Here is an 18281-nt window from a genome sequence, read left to right as displayed (position 1 = left end):
GGTTCCTTTAAGCAGGTATCGCTTCCGCACGCGCGGCGCCTTCGACGGCCGCCCGTGCAACGTGGATCGACGAAGCCGAGTCGCGGCTATGGTCGAGCGGAATGTTGTAGGTGATACGCGCGCCATACGCGCCGGGCGCTTGCGGATCGACACGTACCTTGTCGAACACGAGCACGCGGCTGCCGAGCGTGAAGCCTTCTTTCAGGTCGTGCGTAACCATGAAGATGGTGAGGCCCGACTCGCGCCAGAGCTTGAGCAACAGTTCGTGCATATCGCGGCGGATGCCCGGATCGAGCGCGCCGAAGGGTTCGTCGAGCAGCAAGATGCGCGGCTTCATCATGAGCGCCTGCGCAATGGCAAGACGCTGCTGCATGCCGCCTGAAAGCTGATGCGGATACTTGTCGAGCGCGGCGGCAAGACCGACGCGTTCGAGCATCGCCACGGCTTCGTCGCGTGCAGCCTGTCGACGCGCGCCGAAAAGACGGCCCATGAGCCTCGACTCGCGCAACTCGTGACCGAGCATTACGTTGCGCGCCACGCTCAAATGCTCGAACACCGAATAGCGCTGAAACACGACACCGCGATGCGCGTCCGGTTCACCCGGCAGCGGTTCGCCATCGAGCAGGATCTCGCCGCGTGTCGCGCGTTCCTGACCGAGCAGAAGGCGCAGAAACGTGGACTTGCCGCAGCCCGACGCACCGACCATCGAACAGAATTCGCCTTTTCCAATCTTGAGATTCAGGCGTTCGAGCACGACCTGGTTGCCGTACTCTTTCCACACGTTGCGGACTTCGATCATCTTGCGCCTCCGCCGTACCAGGGAAACGCCCACAGCGTGATACGGCGCAGGCTCTCGTCGATAAGCCACGCGAGCAGCGTGATCCACGCGACGTAAGGCAGGATCACGTCCATCGCGAGATAGCGGCGCACGAGAAAGATGCGGTAGCCGAGGCCGTCGACGGATGCGATCGCTTCCGCCGCGATGAGAAAGAGCCACGCCGAACAGAGCGCGAGACGCAGTGCGACAAGCAGGCGCGGCATGAGTTGCGGCAGGATCATGCGCAGCATCAGCGTCCAGCTCGTGGCGCCGAGCGTCTGCGCCTTGACCCACAACTCGTCGGGAATCTCGCGTGCGCGCTGCTGAAGATCGCGGATCATCATGGGCGTAATGCCGATCACGATCAGCACGACCTTCGACAACTCGTCGAGGCCGAACACGATGAAGAGAATGGGCAGCACCGCGAGCGGCGGGATCATCGAGACGACAGTGATGAAGGGCGAGAGGGTTGCGGTGACGAGCGGAATGCTGCCCGTCACGATGCCCGCGACGAGCGCGATCACCGCGCTCACCACAAGACCGATGCCAAGGCGCTTAAGGCTTGCGAGCGTATCGGTCCAAAGCAGATATTGGCCCGTGCGCTTGTCTTCGGTGAAGGCGAACTGAGTGATCGCCTCGCTCATCTGGCTCGCGCTTGGCAGCACCTTGTCGCCGGGATTGTCCTTGAGCCGCAGCGACGAACTGGTGAAGTACACCGCCAACAGCACGATGAACGGCATCAAGAGCAGCAGCATGGCGCCGCTCTTGCTCGGGTGTCGGTTGATGAGTCGCATCGCGCAGCCTCCGGTTCGCAGGCGTTAAAGCTTGCCGTCGGCGGCCATGCGCACGTAGGTCGGATCGAAGCGCAGCTTGACGTTGCTCTTGCTGCCGACCACGACGCCCTTGTCGAACGCCATGCCGATTGCGTCCGCGCTCGGAGCGCCTTGACCGAGCAGACCGTGATCGAACGAGAACTTCGCGACGCGCGTCATGGTGCGCGGCAGTTCGGGACTCGTCGCGAAGTCGAGCGCGGACTTAGGCGTGTAGAAGAGCGCGGTGGTCGAGAGCTGGCCCTTGAAGCCCGGCAGATCGGTGCCGGATGCCTTCGCCATCGCGTTGAGGGCGGCGGTGCTGTCGGCGCTGTTGGCGCGCATCAGCGACATCATCTCGAACCATGCGCCCGTCAGTGCCTTGCCGAGTGCGGGGTTCTCTTGCAGCGTCTTCGTGTTGACGACCATCATGTCCATGATCTCGCCGGGAATCTTGCTCGAATCGAAGACTTCGGTCACATCGGGCTTGGCCTTCAGGTCGGCGAGCATGGGATTCCAGGTGACGGCCTGCTTTACGGCGGGTGTCGCAAACGCGGCCGAGATATCGGCATCCGATGTGTTCACCACCTTGAGATCGCGCTCGCTCATGCCGGCGGATTCGAGCGCGCGGGCAAGCAGATAGTGCGATACGGAAAACTGCACGAGGTTGATCTGCTGACCCTTGATGTCGGCGATCTTCTTGCCAGTGCCCTTTACGAGCACGCCGTCGTTGCCGTTGGAATAGTCGCTGACGATAAGCGCGGTCGAGTCCACGCCGCCCGCGGCGGGAATCGTCAGTGCGTCCATGTTGGTCATGGCGCAGCCGTCGAACTTGCCGGCCGTGTACTGATTGATCGACTCGACGTAGTCGTTGAGCTGCACGACATCGACATTGATGCCGTACTTCTTGGCCCACTTGGAAACGATGCCTTGAGTTTTTGCTTCGCCCCACGGCATCCAGCCCGCATAGATGGTCCAGCAGACCTTGAAGTCCTGACGACCGGCGGCGAACGAGGAAGAAGCGGTGGAAGCAAACGCGGCGAGAGAGAGGGCGGCGATGCCGATGAAACGGGATAGCTTGCGCATGAGGTTGACCTCGAAGGGGTTATCGACGGCGGGGAGCGGCGCGACTCTCGATCGCGTTCTCTCCCGGGCTTTTATCCCGCCGTGTAACCTCGCGCAGAACCTTGAGGTCGACAACTCTCGGACCAGCATCGCGCGTATGGATCGTCCCTCATGGACGCTACGCGGATCGGAACCCTAGTTATCTATTGAAAATTGTTGGTGCTAAACCGGATGAAGCGCCGGCTCCTTGCTGTAGCTATAAGCGATAAGCGTGCCATCGCAAATGAGCGCATGTTTCATGATTCAGCCATGCGTGTGCACCAAATCCGGATGATCGGCGCACCATCGAAGCGCTCGTGCGACGTTTCGGGGAAAGGCCGCACGAAGGCTCATGCGTATCAATCGCGGTCGCCGTAGCGTGCGAGACGCGAGCGCAAGGCATCGATCTGATCGAGCAGATCGAGTGCAAGCGCCACGCCTTGCGCGTTCAGTTCGAGATCGCTGGTCAGTCGTTGCGCGGTCATGGCGCGGCGCAACGACGTGCCGCTGAAGCGCCATTCCTCGATACGCGCACCGCGCGGCTCGAATGCGCCTTCTTGCACCCAAAGCGCGAGCTGATCTTCCGAAGCGCCCGTGATGCGGCATAGTTCGATCATCGTGAACTCGACGTGCTCCTCGACGATATCGCCCTGCAGATAAACCGGCTCGTTTTCATTCATGATGGTTCACCCATAAAAGTGCGTGCGCGGATCGAAGTCGAACGCATCGCGCATGGCGTGATAGGCAGCCTTTTTGGCGTCGGTATCGGCGGGAGGCAGCACGATGCCGAGCATGACGTAGACATCGCCGGGCGGATTGCCGGGAATGCCTCGACCGCGCAACCTCAAACGTCGTCCGGCGGCAGACCCGGCCGGAACGGTCACGGTCACATCGCCGGATGGCGTCGGCACGACCACCTCTGCGCCAAGCGCGGCTTCCCATGGCGCAAGCGGCAATTCGACGGTGACGTCGCGGCCGTCGACGGTATAACGCTTGTGCTTGTCGACCGTCACTTCCAGATAGAGGTCGCCTGGCGGCGCATTGCCCGAACCGGCGCCTCCCTGACCCGCGAGGCGCAGGCGCTGGCCGTCGAGAATGCCCTTCGGTATCGTCACATCGAGCGTGCGCGTTTGATACGTCACGCGTCCTTCATCGTCGATGACGGGCATTTGTAGCCTGAAGGTGCGCTGCGCGCCGGTGTAGGTATCTTCCAGGCTGACCGCGACGCTTGCATGATGATCCTCGCCAGGCCACTCGGGCATGCGCGACCGTGTCCCATGCCGCGCGCGTGCGCCGCCGTGCATGCCGCTGCGTGCGCCGAACAGGTCGCTGAAGAAGTCGTCGGCGTCTTGCTGACTTTCGCCACCGCGATACTCGAAGCCATCGCCGACGTCGGGACGCGGACGGATCTCGTCGCCATCTTTGAGCCCGGTGCCGAGGGCATCGAACGCGGCGCGCTTCTCCGGGTCCTTGAGTACCTGATATGCCTCGCCCACTTCCTTGAAGCGCGCTTCGGCGTCCGCGTCCTTGTTGAGGTCGGGATGAAACTTGCGCGCGAGTTTTCTGTGAGCGGTCTTGATTTCCGCTTCGCTCGCCGTGCGCGGAACGCCCATGACCGCGTAGTAGTCTTTGTATTTCATGGTTAGCCCGGATGGTCGATCATTGGTCCCGGTTCGCCGACGCGACGCCGATGCGTCCCGTTAATATACAAGCATGTTTGCTGGAGCGTGTCATGGGTGAACGATTCGAGCGCGCAGAAGCGGCTCGACGAATGGCCGCACGCTCGTTTCGAAGCGCATGCACGGGCGTCCCTCGGACGAAGAGGACGCACCGGCGCTTCACGTATCGGTAAGGCACGCTTGGAGCCTTGTTCTCGCACCTTCCCTGAAGGCTCCATCGCCCGCACCTTGTATTTCTTCGTCCGCACAGGGCTAAAGCATTTGCACTCGTGCGTCGTAAACCAGGAATCGCCTGATCGGCTCCATCAAGCACGAGGCTTGGTCGACTCGTCCACCACGTCCACCGAAAGCCTGGTTTTGCAATGCCCATGTCCCATCATTCCACCCAGGGTTCAGTCGACCGCGCACGGTCGGAGACTCGATCCGCGCAGAACCAGGGCTTCCTGTCGTTCTTCCTGAAAACTCAGGCACGTAGCGCAACTTTTTCCTCTGCCTGCGTCGCGCAGCACATGCTCGGTGCGGTGGGCGCGTTCGCGCTCGTTTATTGGCCACTCGCGTCCGTGTCGAACGTTGCGGCGTCGTGCGTCGGCGTCTTTGCCGGCGGCGTCGTGCTGACGATCGGTCTTGGTCGTGCATGCCGCGCCGCCGGGCGCGAGAATGCCACCCGCGCGCTCGCACGGGCGCTGTTGGACGCGAATCGCGAATGCCTGAAGCTGCTGGACGGAGAAGGGCGCATGTTGCGCATCTCCGAGCATGGCGCGCAGTTGATGCAGGCGAGCGGCCCGGAACAGCTTGCCGGCGCCGACTGGCTGAGCTTCTGGTCGAACCATGACGCCATCGCCGCTCGCAGCGCATTCGCCGCCGCGCTGCAAGGCGCGCGCACGTCTTTCACTGGCGCGTGCCCGACGACGACAGGTGAGCCGAAGGTATGGCAGTCGCGATTGATCCCTATCGAAAACGGTAGGGGTGGCGTCTACGGCATTTTGTGCGCGTCGCTCGATGTCACTCAGGAAGCCGACCTCGCCGCCGATCTGCGCGCGAAAGACGCGCTGATGACCGAGATGGAAGCGCACGCCGGTCTCTGCTTCTACTCGTATAGCGCGGATTTCAGCCACTTCCATCGGTTGAGCGAAGGCTGCGCGTCCCTGTTCGGCGTGGACGCGCCGACGCTGCTGGAACGTCCGCAAGCGTGGATGGATGTCGTGCTGCCCGAAGACCGTCCGCAAGTCGAAGCCGCGATGCGCCGCATCGTCGACACCGCGATTGGCGGGCGCGTGCAATACCGCATCGAGCGGCCCGGCGGCGGCGTGCGTTGGGTGCAAAGCACGGGCTATCCCGTGCGCGATGCGGCGGGCGGCGTGGCGCGCATCATCGGCATCAGCGAGGACATTACCGCGGAGCAGGAGCGTGTCGCGGAACTGGACCGGCTGGCTTTCTCGGATTCGCTGACAGGGCTCGCGAATCGCGTTGCGCTCTTGCGCGCCATCGAGGAACGCTGCCGCGAGGACAACGTGTTCGCGCTGATGTTCATCGATCTGGACCGCTTCAAGGTGCTCAACGACACGCTCGGCCATACGGCCGCCGACCGTCTGCTCAAGTCGCTGAGCGAAGTGATTCAGGCGGCGCTCCCGGCCGATGCCTTTCTTGCGCGACTCGGCGGCGACGAGTTTGCCGTGCTGATCGACGAGGCACGCGACAAGGAACGGCTTGCGAGCATCGCGCGAATCATTCTCGGCGTGCTCGCACAAACAGGCGATGCGCCTCGCGCCGGCGCGTTCGTCACCGCGTCGATCGGCATTTCCGTGTTCCCCGAGAACGGCGCCGATCACGAGACCTTGCTCACGAGTGCGGACATTGCGATGTATGCCGCGAAGAAGGCCGGGCGCAACGGCTTTCGCTTCGCCGACAAGGACGCAAGCAAGCGTATCGTCGACTTCAACCTGGAGCGCGACCTGCCCGCCGCGCTCGCCAACGACCAGTTCGTGCTGCACTATCAGGCGATTCACGAGCCGCATTCGCTCGCGGTCCGCAGTGTCGAGGCGCTCATCCGCTGGAGTCATCCAACGCGCGGTGTCGTCTCGCCGGGCGTGTTCATTCCGATTCTGGAAGAGAGCGGCTTCATCATCGAGGTCGGCGCATGGGTCATGGAAGACGCGCTTCGGCAGCTTGCGCACTGGCGCAGAAACGGTGCGAGCGCGCTCAGCGTCTCCGTGAACGTGTCGGCGCGGCAGTTGCGCGATACGGCTATCGTCGATGTCGTCGATAACGCTTTGCGCCGGCACGGACTGCCGCCGTCGAGCCTGCAAGTGGAACTGACCGAGAGTGCGTTGATGGAGAATGCAGAGCTCGCGCAACGCACGCTCTGTGCGTTGAAGGAACTCGGCGTGCGCATTGCCATCGATGACTTCGGCACGGGCTATTCGAGTCTGCGTTACCTCGCGGATTTCGCGCCGGATACGCTCAAGATCGACCGTTCGTTTGTCGCTCGCCTGGAAAGCGATGCCGCGACGCACGGCATCGTGTGCGGCATCATCCAGATGTCGCATGCGCTTGGCGTGAGCGTCACGGCGGAAGGTGTCGAGCGCGCAACGCAACTGGACATGCTGCGGCAAGCGCAGTGCGACTTCGTGCAAGGTTACTTGCTGAGCCGGCCGGTCGCGCCGGAACTCGTCGTGGGACTTTCGACGCTCGCGCCCGAGCCGAGCTGTGTCGTTGCAGCGGGCGCCGTGACGTAACGGCGGCCGTCATACCTACATCCTCATTACAGTTTCCCTGCTTTACGCCGATAAGAAGGTGGACAAGCTTGCAACAGGCGTCGATAAGCATCGCGCCTCGTCTCCACCTACGACCACTCTGGAAGCAAAACGAATGAAGAGCCTGACAATCCGGGCGCGGCTCGCGCTCACCATGATCTTCCTTGGCGTGCTGCTCAGCCTGTCCGTGGGAATCGGTCTATACGGCATGGCGACCATCAAGGCGTCCGCAAGAGACGTGAGTCTGAGCACGTTACCCTCCGTCAACGCGCTGGGTGTCTCGGATGTGTACCTGAACCGCGCACGCGTGCTGCTCGACCGCTTTGCGCTCGACCGCGAAGGCACCGGAGGGGAAGACCTGCGTGCTCGCGCCGAGAAAGCGTTGGCCGATTCGGACGAGTGGTACAAGAAGTACGATGTCATCCCGCGTGGCGCGGATGAAGACGTCCTCGCGAAGGACGTGGTCGAAGGCCGCGCTCAAATGCGCAAGGCAGTCGAAGGTTTTGGCGCTGCCATCGAGAAACGCGATCAGGCCGAGATCATTCGCTATGCACAGAAAGACGTGCCCGATGCCTACAATCGCACGAGCGATGCCTTCAAGAAGCTGAAGGAATTTCAACTCATCGACGCGGCCCGCCAGGACGAGGAAAACGACAGCAGCTACGCAACCGTGCGTACCGTTGGCTTCATCTCGCTCGTCGTGGGTATTGCGGGCGCGGCTTTCGGTTGGTACTTCCTGCGTCGCGCGATCATGTCGCCGCTCGCCGATGCACTCGAGCATTTCGAGCACATCGCGACAGGCGATCTGACACGCACGGTTACGATCAAGACCCACGATGAGATGGGCCAGTTGCTCTCCGGCGTCGCCGCCATGAAGGAGAAGCTCGCGGCGACCGTCGGCTCCGTCCGCACGAGCAGCGAGGCCATTGCGAGCGCCAGCAAGCAGATTGCAGCGGGCAATACCGATCTTTCATCGCGTACCGAACAGCAGGCCGCTTCGCTGCAGGAAACGGCCGCGAGCATGGAAGAACTCACCGCGACGGTCAAGCAGAACTCCGAGAACGCGATGCAGGCAAGCGGCCTCGCCGACAACGCGAACGCCGTCGCCAACGAAGGCAGCGCTATTGTCGGTCAGGTCGTCGAGACCATGGCGGGCATCGAGCAGAGTTCGGCCAAGATCGCGGAGATCATCGGCATGATCGAAGGCATTGCGTTCCAGACCAACATCCTTGCGTTGAACGCCGCGGTCGAAGCCGCTCGGGCTGGCGAGCAGGGTCGCGGCTTCGCCGTCGTCGCAAGCGAAGTGCGCAGCCTCGCGCAGCGTTCGTCGAGTGCCGCGAAGGAGATCAAGGAGTTGATCGAGACGTCGGGCGGCCGCGTGCAGGCGGGCACGGAACTCGTTGCCCGCGCGGGTGGAACCATGCAAAAGGTCGGCACGGCGATACAACGCGTGACGGACATCATGGGCGAGATCGCGTCGGCATCGCAAGAACAGACGCGCGGTATCGAGCAAGTGAACCAGGCCATCTCGCAGATGGACGAGGTCACGCAGCAGAACGCGGCACTCGTCGAAGAAGCGGCGGCAGCGGCTGGGTCGCTGGAAGATCAGGCCGAGCAATTGCGCACGACCGTCGCCGTGTTTCGCACGGGCCAGACTGTCGTTGCCGCGAGCCGTGCGAACGCAGCGCCGGTGCGCCGTCCTGCGCCCGCGTCGATCGTGAAGGCCGTCAAGCCTGCCGCGCCGAAGAAGCGCGCAGAACCCGCGGTCGCAGCCGGCGACGGCGACTGGGCCACGTTCTAAGCGATGAAACAGGGCGCTCGCGCTAAACGTTCGCGACGCCCTGCGTGTTCACGTACACCGAATAGATCGACTGCGACGCCGCCATGAAGAGACGGTTGCGCTTCGGTCCACCGAAGCAAAGATTGGCGCATCGCTCGGGCAGGGCGATGCGTCCGATCGGCTTGCCGGCAGGCGAAAGAATCATCACGCCGTCGAGTTCGTCGCTGCCCATGCCCCAGCCGCACCACAAGTTGCCGTCGACATCGACGCGTATGCCGTCCACCGTTCCCACGCCCGCGTCGTAAAACACGCGTCCCCGGCCGATACCGCGCCCGTCCTCCGACACGTCGTACACGTGGATGAGCTTGTTCGGCACGCCGCGCGATTCAGTCACGTAAAGCAGTTGCTCGTCGGCCGAAAAACACAGACCGTTCGGTCCTTTCAGATCCGCCGTGACAAGGCTCGCTTCGAGCGTCTTTGCGTCGATGCGATAGATCGAATGCGGCAGTTCCGGCTCGGCCTTGTTGCCTTCATAGTGGCCCCAGATGCCCATGGGCGGATCGGTGAACCAGATCGAACCGTCGGACTTGACGACGACATCGTTAGGCGAATTGAGCGGCTTGCCATCGAACGAATCCATCAGCACGGTTATGCGGCCGTCGTATTCCGTGCGCGTGATGCGGCGCCCATGTTCACACGTGATGAGCCGTCCTTGCCGGTCACGCGTGTTGCCATTCGCATGGTTCGATGCAGCGCGATACATGCTCACCGCCCCCGTTTCCTCTTCCCAGCGCAGCATGCGGTTACTCGGGATATCGCTGAACAAGAGGAAGCGGCCATCGCCGAACCAGACCGGACCTTCCGTGAACCGAAAGCCCGTTGCAAGCCGCTCGACCGCGGAGAACGCAACGCGATAGCGATCGAAGGATGGATCGAGCGAAATCACGCGCGGGTCGGGATAGCGTTCCGTCTGTTGCCACATGAGATGTCTCCTTGTTATCAGCGTCGGCGCGGCGGCTGTCCCGGCGCTCCCGGTGTCTCAGCCCGCAGGTTAGCGCGCCGGACTAAAAAATTTCTTGCTTCTCAAGCAAACCATAGCAAATCCCCGATCCGTATGATTGGCGCAGCGAGTGGTCCATCCAGTACTTCATGAAGCGGTCCATCAGGCGCGTACTCGCGGCGCATAACTTATACGAAACCCATGATCGAGCAGTCCGAAAAACGCGTCGCCGGCCCGGTGATCCGTCTTCATTCCAATGACAACGTCGTGATTGCCCGCACGGATGTAGCGATGGGCACGCGCGTGGATGCCGAAGACTTCGTGAGCCGAAGCCAGGTCACGGCAGGCTACAAGATCGCCGCCCGCGCCATCCGGCAAGGCGAGCCGATCCGCAAATACAACGTGGTGATCGGTTTCGCCGCCGCCGATATCGCACCGGGCACGCTGGTTCACGGACACAACGTCGAGTTCCGCGACTTCGATCGCGACTACGCCTATGGCGAGGACTATCGCGCGGTCGAGCAGTTGCCCGTCGGGAAGCGCGCGACGTTTCAGGGCATCGTGCGCGCGGATGGCAGCGTGGCGACGCGCAATTACATCGGCATTCTCTCCACCGTGAATTGCTCGGCCACGGTCGTGCACAAGATCGCGGAATGGTTCACGCCCGAGCGACTTGCGGATTACCCGAACGTGGATGGCGTGGTGGCGTTCAGCCATTCGATCGGCTGCGGCATGGAAATGAGCGGCGAGCCCATGCAACTGCTGCGCCGCACGATGGCCGGCTACGCGCGCCACGCGAATCTCGCGGCGGCACTTATCGTCGGACTGGGTTGCGAACGCAATCAGTTGCAAGGCCTGCTCGATCAGGAGCATTTGAGCGCAAGTTCGCGACTGCATACCTTCACGATGCAGGAAACCGGCGGCACGCGCAAAACCATCGAGGCGGGCATTGAAGCTGTGAAGGCGTTGCTGCCCCGCGCCAACGACGTCACGCGCAGCACGGTCGATGCGAGCCATCTGAAGATCGGCCTGCAATGCGGCGGTTCGGACGGCTTTTCCTCGATCAGCGCGAATCCCGCGCTCGGCGCCGCAATGGACATTCTCGTGCGCCACGGCGGCACCGCCATCCTGTCGGAAACGCCCGAGGTCTATGGCGTCGAACATACGCTGACGCGCCGCGCCGTGAGCCGCGCGGTGGGCGAGAAACTTGTGGATCGCATCCGCTGGTGGAAAGAAGAATATTCGGTCGGTCGCGATGTGCAGATCAACGGCAAGGTGAGTCCGGGCAATCAGGTCGGCGGCCTCGCCAACATCTTCGAGAAATCGATCGGGTCGTCGATGAAAGGCGGCACCACGCCGCTCATGGAGGTGTATCGATACGCCGAGCCCGTGACGCAAAACGGCCTCGTTTTCATGGATACGCCGGGCTTCGATCCCGTCTCCGCGACCGGACAGATCGCGGGTGGCGCGAACCTCATCGCGTTCACGACAGGGCGAGGTTCCATGTTCGGCGCGAAGCCCGTGCCATCGATCAAGCTCGCCACCAACACGCCGATGTATCGCCGTCTCACCGAGGACATGGACCTGAATTGCGGCGCCATTCTCGATGGCGAAGCGAGCATCGAAAGCATGGGGCAGGTCATCTTCGAAGCGCTGCTCGCCACCGCTTCGGGCGAGCGCAGCAAGAGCGAACTGCTCGGCCTCGGCGATCACGAATTCGTGCCGTGGCAGATCGGCATCATGAGTTGAGAGTGAGGATTTAGACGCGACAGCATCGGCAAGGCAGGACCTTCGCGGCCGAGGGCTTCATGGCCGCTCCATAACTAAAGCAGTCAAGGAGACATATGAAGACCGGCAAATACCGCTATGTGGTCGCGGGCCTGCTATTCACGGCAGGCGCGATCAACTACATGGATCGCGCGGCGCTCGGCATCGTCGCGCCCATCGTTGGCAAGACGCTCGATCTTTCGCCCTCGCAACTCGGCATCATCTTCAGCAGCTTCTTCATCGGCTATTCCATCTTCTCCTTTCTCGGCGGCTATTTCTCCGACAAGTGGGGCACCGTGCGCGTGTTCACTTACGCCATGGGCATCTGGTCGCTGTTCTGCGGACTCACAGCGGCCGCGACCGGATTCGTCTCGCTGCTCGTATGCCGCGTGTTCTTCGGCATTGGCGAAGGGCCGATGAGCTCCAACACGAATCGCACGATCTCGAACTGGTTTCCGCGTCACGAGACCTCGACAATGATCGGCTTCACGTTCTCCGGACAGACACTCGGCAATGCCATTGCGGGACCGGTGGTCGGTCTGATCGCGTATGCGTTCGACTGGCGCACGTCGTTCATCGTGATCGCCGTGCTCGGCTTCCTGTGGCTCGTGGTGTGGCGCATCTTCGTGACCGACAAACCCGCGCAAAACGCGCGCGTGCGCGATGACGAACGTCGCATGATCGACGAGAGCCGTTCCATTGCCGAAGCCGCGAACGTGGAGGACGACGGCATGACGCTCGGCGCGTATCTGCGCCGCCCGAGCACGCTTGCGCTCGGCGCGGGTCTCTTTGCCGTGAACTACACACAGTACGTGTTTATCTCGTGGTTGCCGAGTTATCTGACCAACGTGATGCATCTCGACCTCAAGCAGATGAGCATCATCACGTCCATTCCGTGGATTTGCGGCGCGATTGGTTACTTCGGCGGCGGGCTGGTAGGCGACTGGATTTATCGTCGCATGGACGATCCCGTGAAGGCGCGCAAGCTCGTCGCGACGATTCCGCTCGCGCTGTCCGGTGTCGCCGTGCTGTGCATCACGTCGGCCACTTCGCTCGTGGCGGCGGTCGCGCTCATCGCGGCAGCGCTCCTGTTCCTCACCGGTTCGTGCCAGGCCATCTGGGCGATCCAGCACGAGATTCTGCCGCTGCATCGGCAGGGCGGCGTGGGCGGCTTCATCCACTTCTTGAGCAACCTGTCGGGCATCATCGGACCGGCGCTGACAGGGGTTCTCATCCAATACTTCGGCGGCTATCACAGCGCGTTCTTGTTCGGCGCGCTGATCGACTTCACCGGCGTCATCGCCATGGTGCTTTTCGTGCATAACCGCCGCGCATCCGAACTCGGCATCGCAAGCCAATCCTTGCGATAAACACGGAGAGACAACGCATGAAACGGGTTTTGATCACGGGCGCGGCCGGACTCATCGGCCGCGTGCTACGCGCCGGATTCGCGGGCCATTACGCGCTACGCCTTGCGGACATCGCGCCGCAAGCGAGCGCGGGCGAGCATGAGGAAATCGTCACTGCCGACATCACGCGTCTCGAGCGCTTGCGCGAGATCATGGAGGGCGTCGATGTGGTCGTGCATCTCGCGGGCATTCCCGACGAGGACACGTGGCAGAAGATTCGCGACATGAACATCGACGGCTGCTACAACGTCTTCGAGGCGGCGCGCGAGGCGGGCGTGAAACGCGTGGTGTTCGCGAGTTCGAATCATGCGGTGGGCTTCCATCGGCGCGACAGGATGATCGACGAGACGGTCATGGTTCGTCCCGACAGCCGCTATGGTGTGTCGAAGGCGTTCGGCGAAGCGCTCGGGCGTTTGTATGCCGACAAGTACGGCATGTCGGTGGCGTGTTTGCGCATCGGTTCGTTTCGTCCCGACGACAAGCCGACCGAGCCGCGCCACCTTTATTCGTGGATCAGCCATCGCGACATGGTGCAACTGACGCGTTGTGCTATCGATGCGCCGGACTATCACTTCGTCATCGTTTATGGCGTGTCCGACAATGCGCGCAATCGCTGGAGTAATGCGAATGCGCGTGCGCTCGGCTATCGACCGCAGGACGATGCGCAGACGCATGCGCTGGAAATCTCCTCGTCGCGCGAAGCGGAAGACGCGACCGAGGCGCTGTTTCATGGCGGCTTCGGTTGTCTTCGCGAGTTCGAGGGAGACACGCGGCGCATCGATTGATACGTGCAGGCACATTCGAATAAAACAGGAGACAGCCTTGTCGAAGTGGAATGGAAAGCGTCGCGAGACGCTGAAGGCGCTGAGTGCGCTCGTTGCATCAGCGGGTGGTTTGGCATTGAGCGGATGCGCAGAAACGCGAGTACAGAGTGACGCGCAGCAAGTGAAATGGTCCATCGGCACCGAGCGCACGAAGCTCGCGATGCCGCCCGATGCGACCGACTGCCATCATCACATCTACGATCATCGCTATCCGTGGGCGCCCGAAGCGACGCTCAAGCCCGGCGATGCAACCGTCGACGATTATCGGCAACTGCAAAAGCGCATCGGCACGACGCGCAATGTCATCGTCCAGCCGTCGAGTTATGGCGTCGATAACCGTCTGCTCGTCGAATCCATCGCGCGCTTCAACGGACGCGCACGCGGCATCGCGGTCGTCAATACGAGCGTGACGCAGACGGAACTCGAAGCCTTGAATCGCGCTGGCGTACGCGGTATCCGCTTCAATCTTGCGCCACCGGGAACGACCACGCTCGATATGGTGAAGCCGCTTGCGGCTCGTATTGCGCCAATGGGGTGGCATGTGCAGGTGAACGCACCCGCTGCGTTTTTGATGCAGGCGCGAAGCACGTGGTACGACTTGCCGTGTCCGGTCGTATTCGATCATCTAGCGCACGTGCCGGAACCCGATGCGGTGCATCAGGCTTCTTTTCAGATGGTCTCCGAGTTGCTGACGAGCGGGAAGGCGTACGTGAAGCTGATCGGCTTCTACAACGAGACGCAGGTCGGGCCGCCTTCGTATGCGGATAGCGTCGCGCTCGCGGCGGGCTTTGCTCAGGTCGCGCCGGAGCGCGTGCTGTGGGGAAGCGACTGGCCGCATCCGACGGAGCAGCCGTTGAACCGCATTCCCGATGATGCCTTGCTCGCGGACCTTTTTGCCAACGTCGTGCCGGATGAAGCGACGCGCAAGCGCATTCTCGTCGATACGCCCGCCACGCTGTATCAGTTCTAATCATTCGATATGGACAGGCGTCAATGCCCGTCCTGTCGTGAAGAACGAGACGACGTTGTCGGCGGTGAGTTTGGCCATTGCAAGCCGCGTCTCATGCGTCGCGCTGCCGATATGCGGGCTCAGCACGACATTGTCCAACTGTCGCAAAGGCGAATCGTTGAGCGGTTCGTGATCGAAGACATCGAGCGCGGCGCCCGCGAGCGCCTGGCGTTCCAGCGCTGCAATCAGCGCCGCTTCATCCACGACAGAACCGCGCGCAATGTTCACGAGTATGCCCTTGGACCCAAGCGCGTCGAGCACGGTAGCATCGATCAGATGACGCGTCGCGCTGCCGCCTGGACAACTCGCGATCAGAATGTCCGACCAGCGCGCAAGCTGAATGGGCATCTCGAACCATTCGAACGGCAGCGCCTGACGCGTGCGCCCGAAGTACGCGATCTCGACATGGAATGGCGCGAGTCTTCGCGCGATCTCTTTGCCGACGCGCCCCATGCCGACGATCCCGACGCGCTTGCCCGCCAGGTTCGAGCCGAGCGGCAGTACGCCGTTCGACCACGCGCCTTCGCGTACGAAGCGGTCGGCGCGCGGCAGTTGCCTTAGCATCGCGAGCACGAGTCCTATCGTCAGTTCGGCGACGGCCGCGTTAAGCAGATCGGGCGTGTTGGTCACGACGATGCCGCGTTCGCGCGCAAACTCGACCGGAATGCGGTCGAAGCCGACGCCGCTCGTCGCAATGATGCGCAGCGCGGGTAATCGTTCGATGAGCGCGATGTCGATGTCGTAGTTGGACCGTGTGACGATAGCGCCGATGCGCGCGCGGAGCGCGTCATCAGCGCCGATCTCGGCGAGCGTATGCAGAGCGAGGCGCTCTTTCAGCAAGGCTTCGGCAATGGCAGGAAACTCGCCTATCCGCAAAACGGGTGGCACATTCGTGTCGTTGGCGGTCATCGTCGAATCCTTACTTGTTGACGAGCTTCGCCGGCACGAAGACGAAGATCAGCAACGCGGACAACGCAAGCGAAGCCGCAACCACGAACAGTCCCGACGAAAGCGAATGCGTGATCGATTTGAGCCAGCCGATCACGGCCGGGCTTACGAATCCGGCAAGATTGCCCGTGCAGTTGATGAGCGCGATGCCCGCCGCCGCGCCCGTGCCGCCGAGAAACGCCGTCGGCAGCGCCCAGAACATCGGCAGCGCGGTGATGACGCCCGCAGTCGCGAGTGTGAGGCCGGCCACCGAGATCGCCGATGACGCGCCGAAGAGCGCGCACAGCACGAAGCCCGCTCCGGCAATGAGCGCGGGCAGCGCGACGTGCCAGCGCCGCTCGCGTGTGCGGTCGGCGTGCTTGCCGGTGAGGATCATCGCGACGAGGGCAACGGAGTACGGAATCATCGTCAGAACGCCGATGATGAACGCGTCTTCTATACCCGTCGAACGCAGGATGGTCGGCTGCCAGAAGCCGATTGCGTACGAACCCATGACAATGCCGAAGAGGATCAGACACATTAAATACACGCGCGCCGACGTGAACACCGCGCGCACCGAGCCGTGCGTTTGCGTGGCGGTATCGGCGGCGATTTCATCGAGGATCACGCGCTTTTCGGGTTCGGAGAGCCAGGTGGCGTCGGCGACGCGGTCATCGAGATGCTTCAGGATCACGAAGCCGAGCACGATGGACGGCACCGCTTCGATGATGAAGAGCCACTGCCAACCCTCGAAGCCACCCACGCCGCTCATCGAATGCATGATCCAGCCGGACGCCGGTCCGCCGATAAGCCCCGACACCGGATTGCCCGCCATCAGGAGCGCAATCATCTTGCCGCGCCGATGCGACGGGAACCAGTACGTCAGATACAGCACCATGCCCGGAAAGAAGCCCGCTTCCGCAACACCGAGCAGAAACCGCACGGCGTAGAACTGCATGGGCGTGGAGACCCAAGCAGTGGCCATCGATAACGCGGCCCAGGTAATCATGATCCGCGCGATCCAGCGCCGCGCGCCGATGCGATGCAGCAGAAGGTTGCTCGGTACCTCGAAAAAAAAGTAGCCAACGAAGAACAACCCCGCACCGAGGCCGTACACGGCTTCGCTCAGATGCAACGAGTTCAGCATCTGCAGCTTGGCGAAGCCGACGTTGACGCGATCCAGATAAGCGACCACGTAGCTGACGAACAAGAGCGGCATGAAGCGCAGCGCAACGCGGCGAAAGATGGAGTCGGCGTCGTCGGTTGCTATCGATGCGGGAAGTGAAGGGCTGTCGTACAAGATTTGTCTCCGTTTTTATTCGTATGGTTGTACGGCGGTTCAGTGCGCGGGTTCGCGAACGCCGAGCTGATCGGCATGCGGAATGGAAAAGCCGATGGCGTCCAGCGCGTTTTCAAGCTGCACGCGTTGCGTGCCATCGAGTTCGACGAGCGGCGGGCGCAAATTCGCCCAGCCTTCATCGCCGGATTGCCATGCAATGGCCGCTTTCATCGCGGCGATCATTGGGAAGCGCTGGAACACCGCGCGCGTTTCGTCTAGGCGGCGTTGCTGTGCGGGCGCATCGACGGCGCGCCATTCGCGCGCGAGCTTGCCGATGGCCGCTGCATTCACGTTGCCCGTCGCGGTGATGCAACCCGCGCCGCCCGCTTGCAACGTGCGCAACGGGAACGTCTCGCTGCCCGCGAAGACTTCGAAGCCCGTGGACGCGAAAGCATCGATGACGGCCGACGTGTTGTTCCAGTCGCCCGAGCTGTCCTTGATGCCCGCAATGGTGCCCGGATACGCCTTCAGCAAGCGTTCGATGAGCGCAAGGCTCAACGGCACCTGCGCGACCGGCGGAATGTGATAGAGATAAATCTTCAGACGCGCATCGGCGACAGCGTCTATCACGGTGGCGTATGCGCGGAACAGGCCTTCGTCGCTCACGCCCTTGTAGTAGAACGGCGGCAGCATCAGCACGCCGCCACAGCCGTTCGCTACCGCATGGCGTGTGAGTTCGATGGTGTCCGGCAACGCACACGCGCCGGTGCCAGGCATCATGCGTGCAGCGGGCAGGCCTGCGCCGATGAGCGCATCGAGCAGTCCGCGCTTCTCCGCGACGGACATGGAGTTGGCCTCGGAATTCGTGCCGAACACGGCCAGCCCGACATCGTCGTCGAGCAACGCGCGGCAGTGGCGAATCAGACGCTCGGCCGATGGCGCGCCGTTATCGTCGAATGGCGTGAGAACGGGCGACAGCGCGCCCTGAAAGGTCTTTGATGTAGTCATGGCAAGCGTCTCCGGTGTCGTTCGAGGTTCGCGCCAGTATCGCCGTGGGTTGGATATGGAAGAACAAGGGTGCGCTTGCTTCAAAGACAAAAAATTCTTGTGTCTTATGCGGACGT

At 62.4% G+C, this 18281-nt stretch carries 15 protein-coding genes and 1 riboswitch; of the genes, 6 read left to right on the top strand and 9 right to left on the bottom strand.

The features are described 5' to 3' along the window. Window positions 1–7: 7 nt before the first annotated feature. From LDZ28_RS21915 to LDZ28_RS21895, 5 genes are all read right to left on the bottom strand, one after another. Entirely contained in the window at window positions 8–799 is a 792-nt protein-coding gene (locus tag LDZ28_RS21915) for an ABC transporter ATP-binding protein (RefSeq protein ID WP_244830641.1), read from the bottom strand. Beyond that, window positions 796–1611 carry an ABC transporter permease gene (locus tag LDZ28_RS21910; protein ID WP_244830640.1) on the bottom strand — a complete coding sequence of 272 codons (816 nt, stop codon included), beginning with the start codon at window positions 1609–1611 and terminating at the stop codon, window positions 796–798. The genes LDZ28_RS21915 and LDZ28_RS21910 overlap by 4 nt, the downstream gene beginning before the upstream one ends. Before the next feature lie 24 nt (window positions 1612–1635). After that, the gene (locus LDZ28_RS21905) at window positions 1636–2712 is read right to left on the bottom strand and encodes a putative urea ABC transporter substrate-binding protein (RefSeq protein ID WP_244830639.1); all 1077 of its coding nucleotides are present in this window, start codon (window positions 2710–2712) and stop codon (window positions 1636–1638) included. A gap of 58 nt (window positions 2713–2770) precedes the next feature. Next, a riboswitch (guanidine-I (ykkC/yxkD leader) is annotated at window positions 2771–2901 on the bottom strand. A gap of 188 nt (window positions 2902–3089) precedes the next feature. Next, entirely contained in the window at window positions 3090–3410 is a 321-nt protein-coding gene (locus LDZ28_RS21900; protein ID WP_244830638.1) for a chaperone modulator CbpM, read from the bottom strand. A gap of 6 nt (window positions 3411–3416) precedes the next feature. Then, complete coding sequence (locus LDZ28_RS21895) at window positions 3417–4370, bottom strand: DnaJ C-terminal domain-containing protein (protein ID WP_244830637.1); 954 nt, start codon at window positions 4368–4370, stop codon at window positions 3417–3419. Between the two features lie 407 nt (window positions 4371–4777). On the opposite strand from LDZ28_RS21895, the gene LDZ28_RS21890 reads away from it, so the two are divergent. Continuing rightward, a complete protein-coding gene (locus LDZ28_RS21890; RefSeq protein WP_244830636.1) occupies window positions 4778–7144 on the top strand; it encodes an EAL domain-containing protein in 2367 nt (788 codons plus the stop codon). A gap of 133 nt (window positions 7145–7277) precedes the next feature. Beyond that, on the top strand, window positions 7278–8963 hold the full coding sequence (locus tag LDZ28_RS21885; protein ID WP_244830635.1) for a methyl-accepting chemotaxis protein: 1686 nt from the start codon (window positions 7278–7280) through the stop codon (window positions 8961–8963). A 22-nt stretch (window positions 8964–8985) separates the two neighbouring features. Here LDZ28_RS21885 and LDZ28_RS21880 read toward each other — a convergent pair whose 3' ends face one another. After that, entirely contained in the window at window positions 8986–9924 is a 939-nt protein-coding gene (locus LDZ28_RS21880; RefSeq protein WP_244830633.1) for an SMP-30/gluconolactonase/LRE family protein, read from the bottom strand. A gap of 219 nt (window positions 9925–10143) precedes the next feature. Here LDZ28_RS21880 and LDZ28_RS21875 point away from each other — a divergent pair, with 219 nt between their 5' ends. The 4 genes from LDZ28_RS21875 to LDZ28_RS21860 all read left to right on the top strand — a co-directional run bounded on the left by LDZ28_RS21875 (window position 10144) and on the right by LDZ28_RS21860 (window position 14912). Then, on the top strand, window positions 10144–11691 hold the full coding sequence (locus LDZ28_RS21875) for a UxaA family hydrolase (RefSeq protein WP_244830631.1): 1548 nt from the start codon (window positions 10144–10146) through the stop codon (window positions 11689–11691). Between the two features lie 95 nt (window positions 11692–11786). After that, window positions 11787–13079, top strand: a complete 1293-nt coding sequence (locus tag LDZ28_RS21870) for an MFS transporter (RefSeq protein ID WP_244830629.1) — start codon at window positions 11787–11789, stop codon at window positions 13077–13079. Between the two features lie 17 nt (window positions 13080–13096). After that, window positions 13097–13903, top strand: a complete 807-nt coding sequence (locus LDZ28_RS21865) for an NAD(P)-dependent oxidoreductase (RefSeq protein ID WP_244830627.1) — start codon at window positions 13097–13099, stop codon at window positions 13901–13903. Window positions 13904–13940: 37 nt separating this feature from the next. After that, entirely contained in the window at window positions 13941–14912 is a 972-nt protein-coding gene (locus LDZ28_RS21860) for an amidohydrolase (RefSeq protein ID WP_244830625.1), read from the top strand. On the opposite strand, the gene LDZ28_RS21855 is transcribed toward LDZ28_RS21860, so the two are convergent. From LDZ28_RS21855 to LDZ28_RS21845, 3 genes are read right to left on the bottom strand one after another with little or no spacing between them, the layout of a single operon-like run. Continuing rightward, the gene (locus LDZ28_RS21855) at window positions 14913–15860 is read right to left on the bottom strand and encodes a 2-hydroxyacid dehydrogenase (protein ID WP_244830623.1); all 948 of its coding nucleotides are present in this window, start codon (window positions 15858–15860) and stop codon (window positions 14913–14915) included. A gap of 10 nt (window positions 15861–15870) precedes the next feature. Next, window positions 15871–17178: an MFS transporter gene (locus LDZ28_RS21850; protein ID WP_244830621.1), complete on the bottom strand. Its 1308-nt coding sequence runs from the start codon at window positions 17176–17178 to the stop codon at window positions 15871–15873. A gap of 39 nt (window positions 17179–17217) precedes the next feature. Beyond that, window positions 17218–18165 carry a dihydrodipicolinate synthase family protein gene (locus LDZ28_RS21845; RefSeq protein WP_244830619.1) on the bottom strand — a complete coding sequence of 316 codons (948 nt, stop codon included), beginning with the start codon at window positions 18163–18165 and terminating at the stop codon, window positions 17218–17220. Between the last annotated feature and the right edge of the window lie 116 nt (window positions 18166–18281).

Origin of the sequence: Caballeronia sp. TF1N1 (genome assembly GCF_022878925.1) — a bacterium.
GTDB lineage: Bacteria > Pseudomonadota > Gammaproteobacteria > Burkholderiales > Burkholderiaceae > Caballeronia.
Note: the sequence above shows the minus strand (reverse complement) of the source record. Positions and strands in the feature narration are given on the sequence as shown.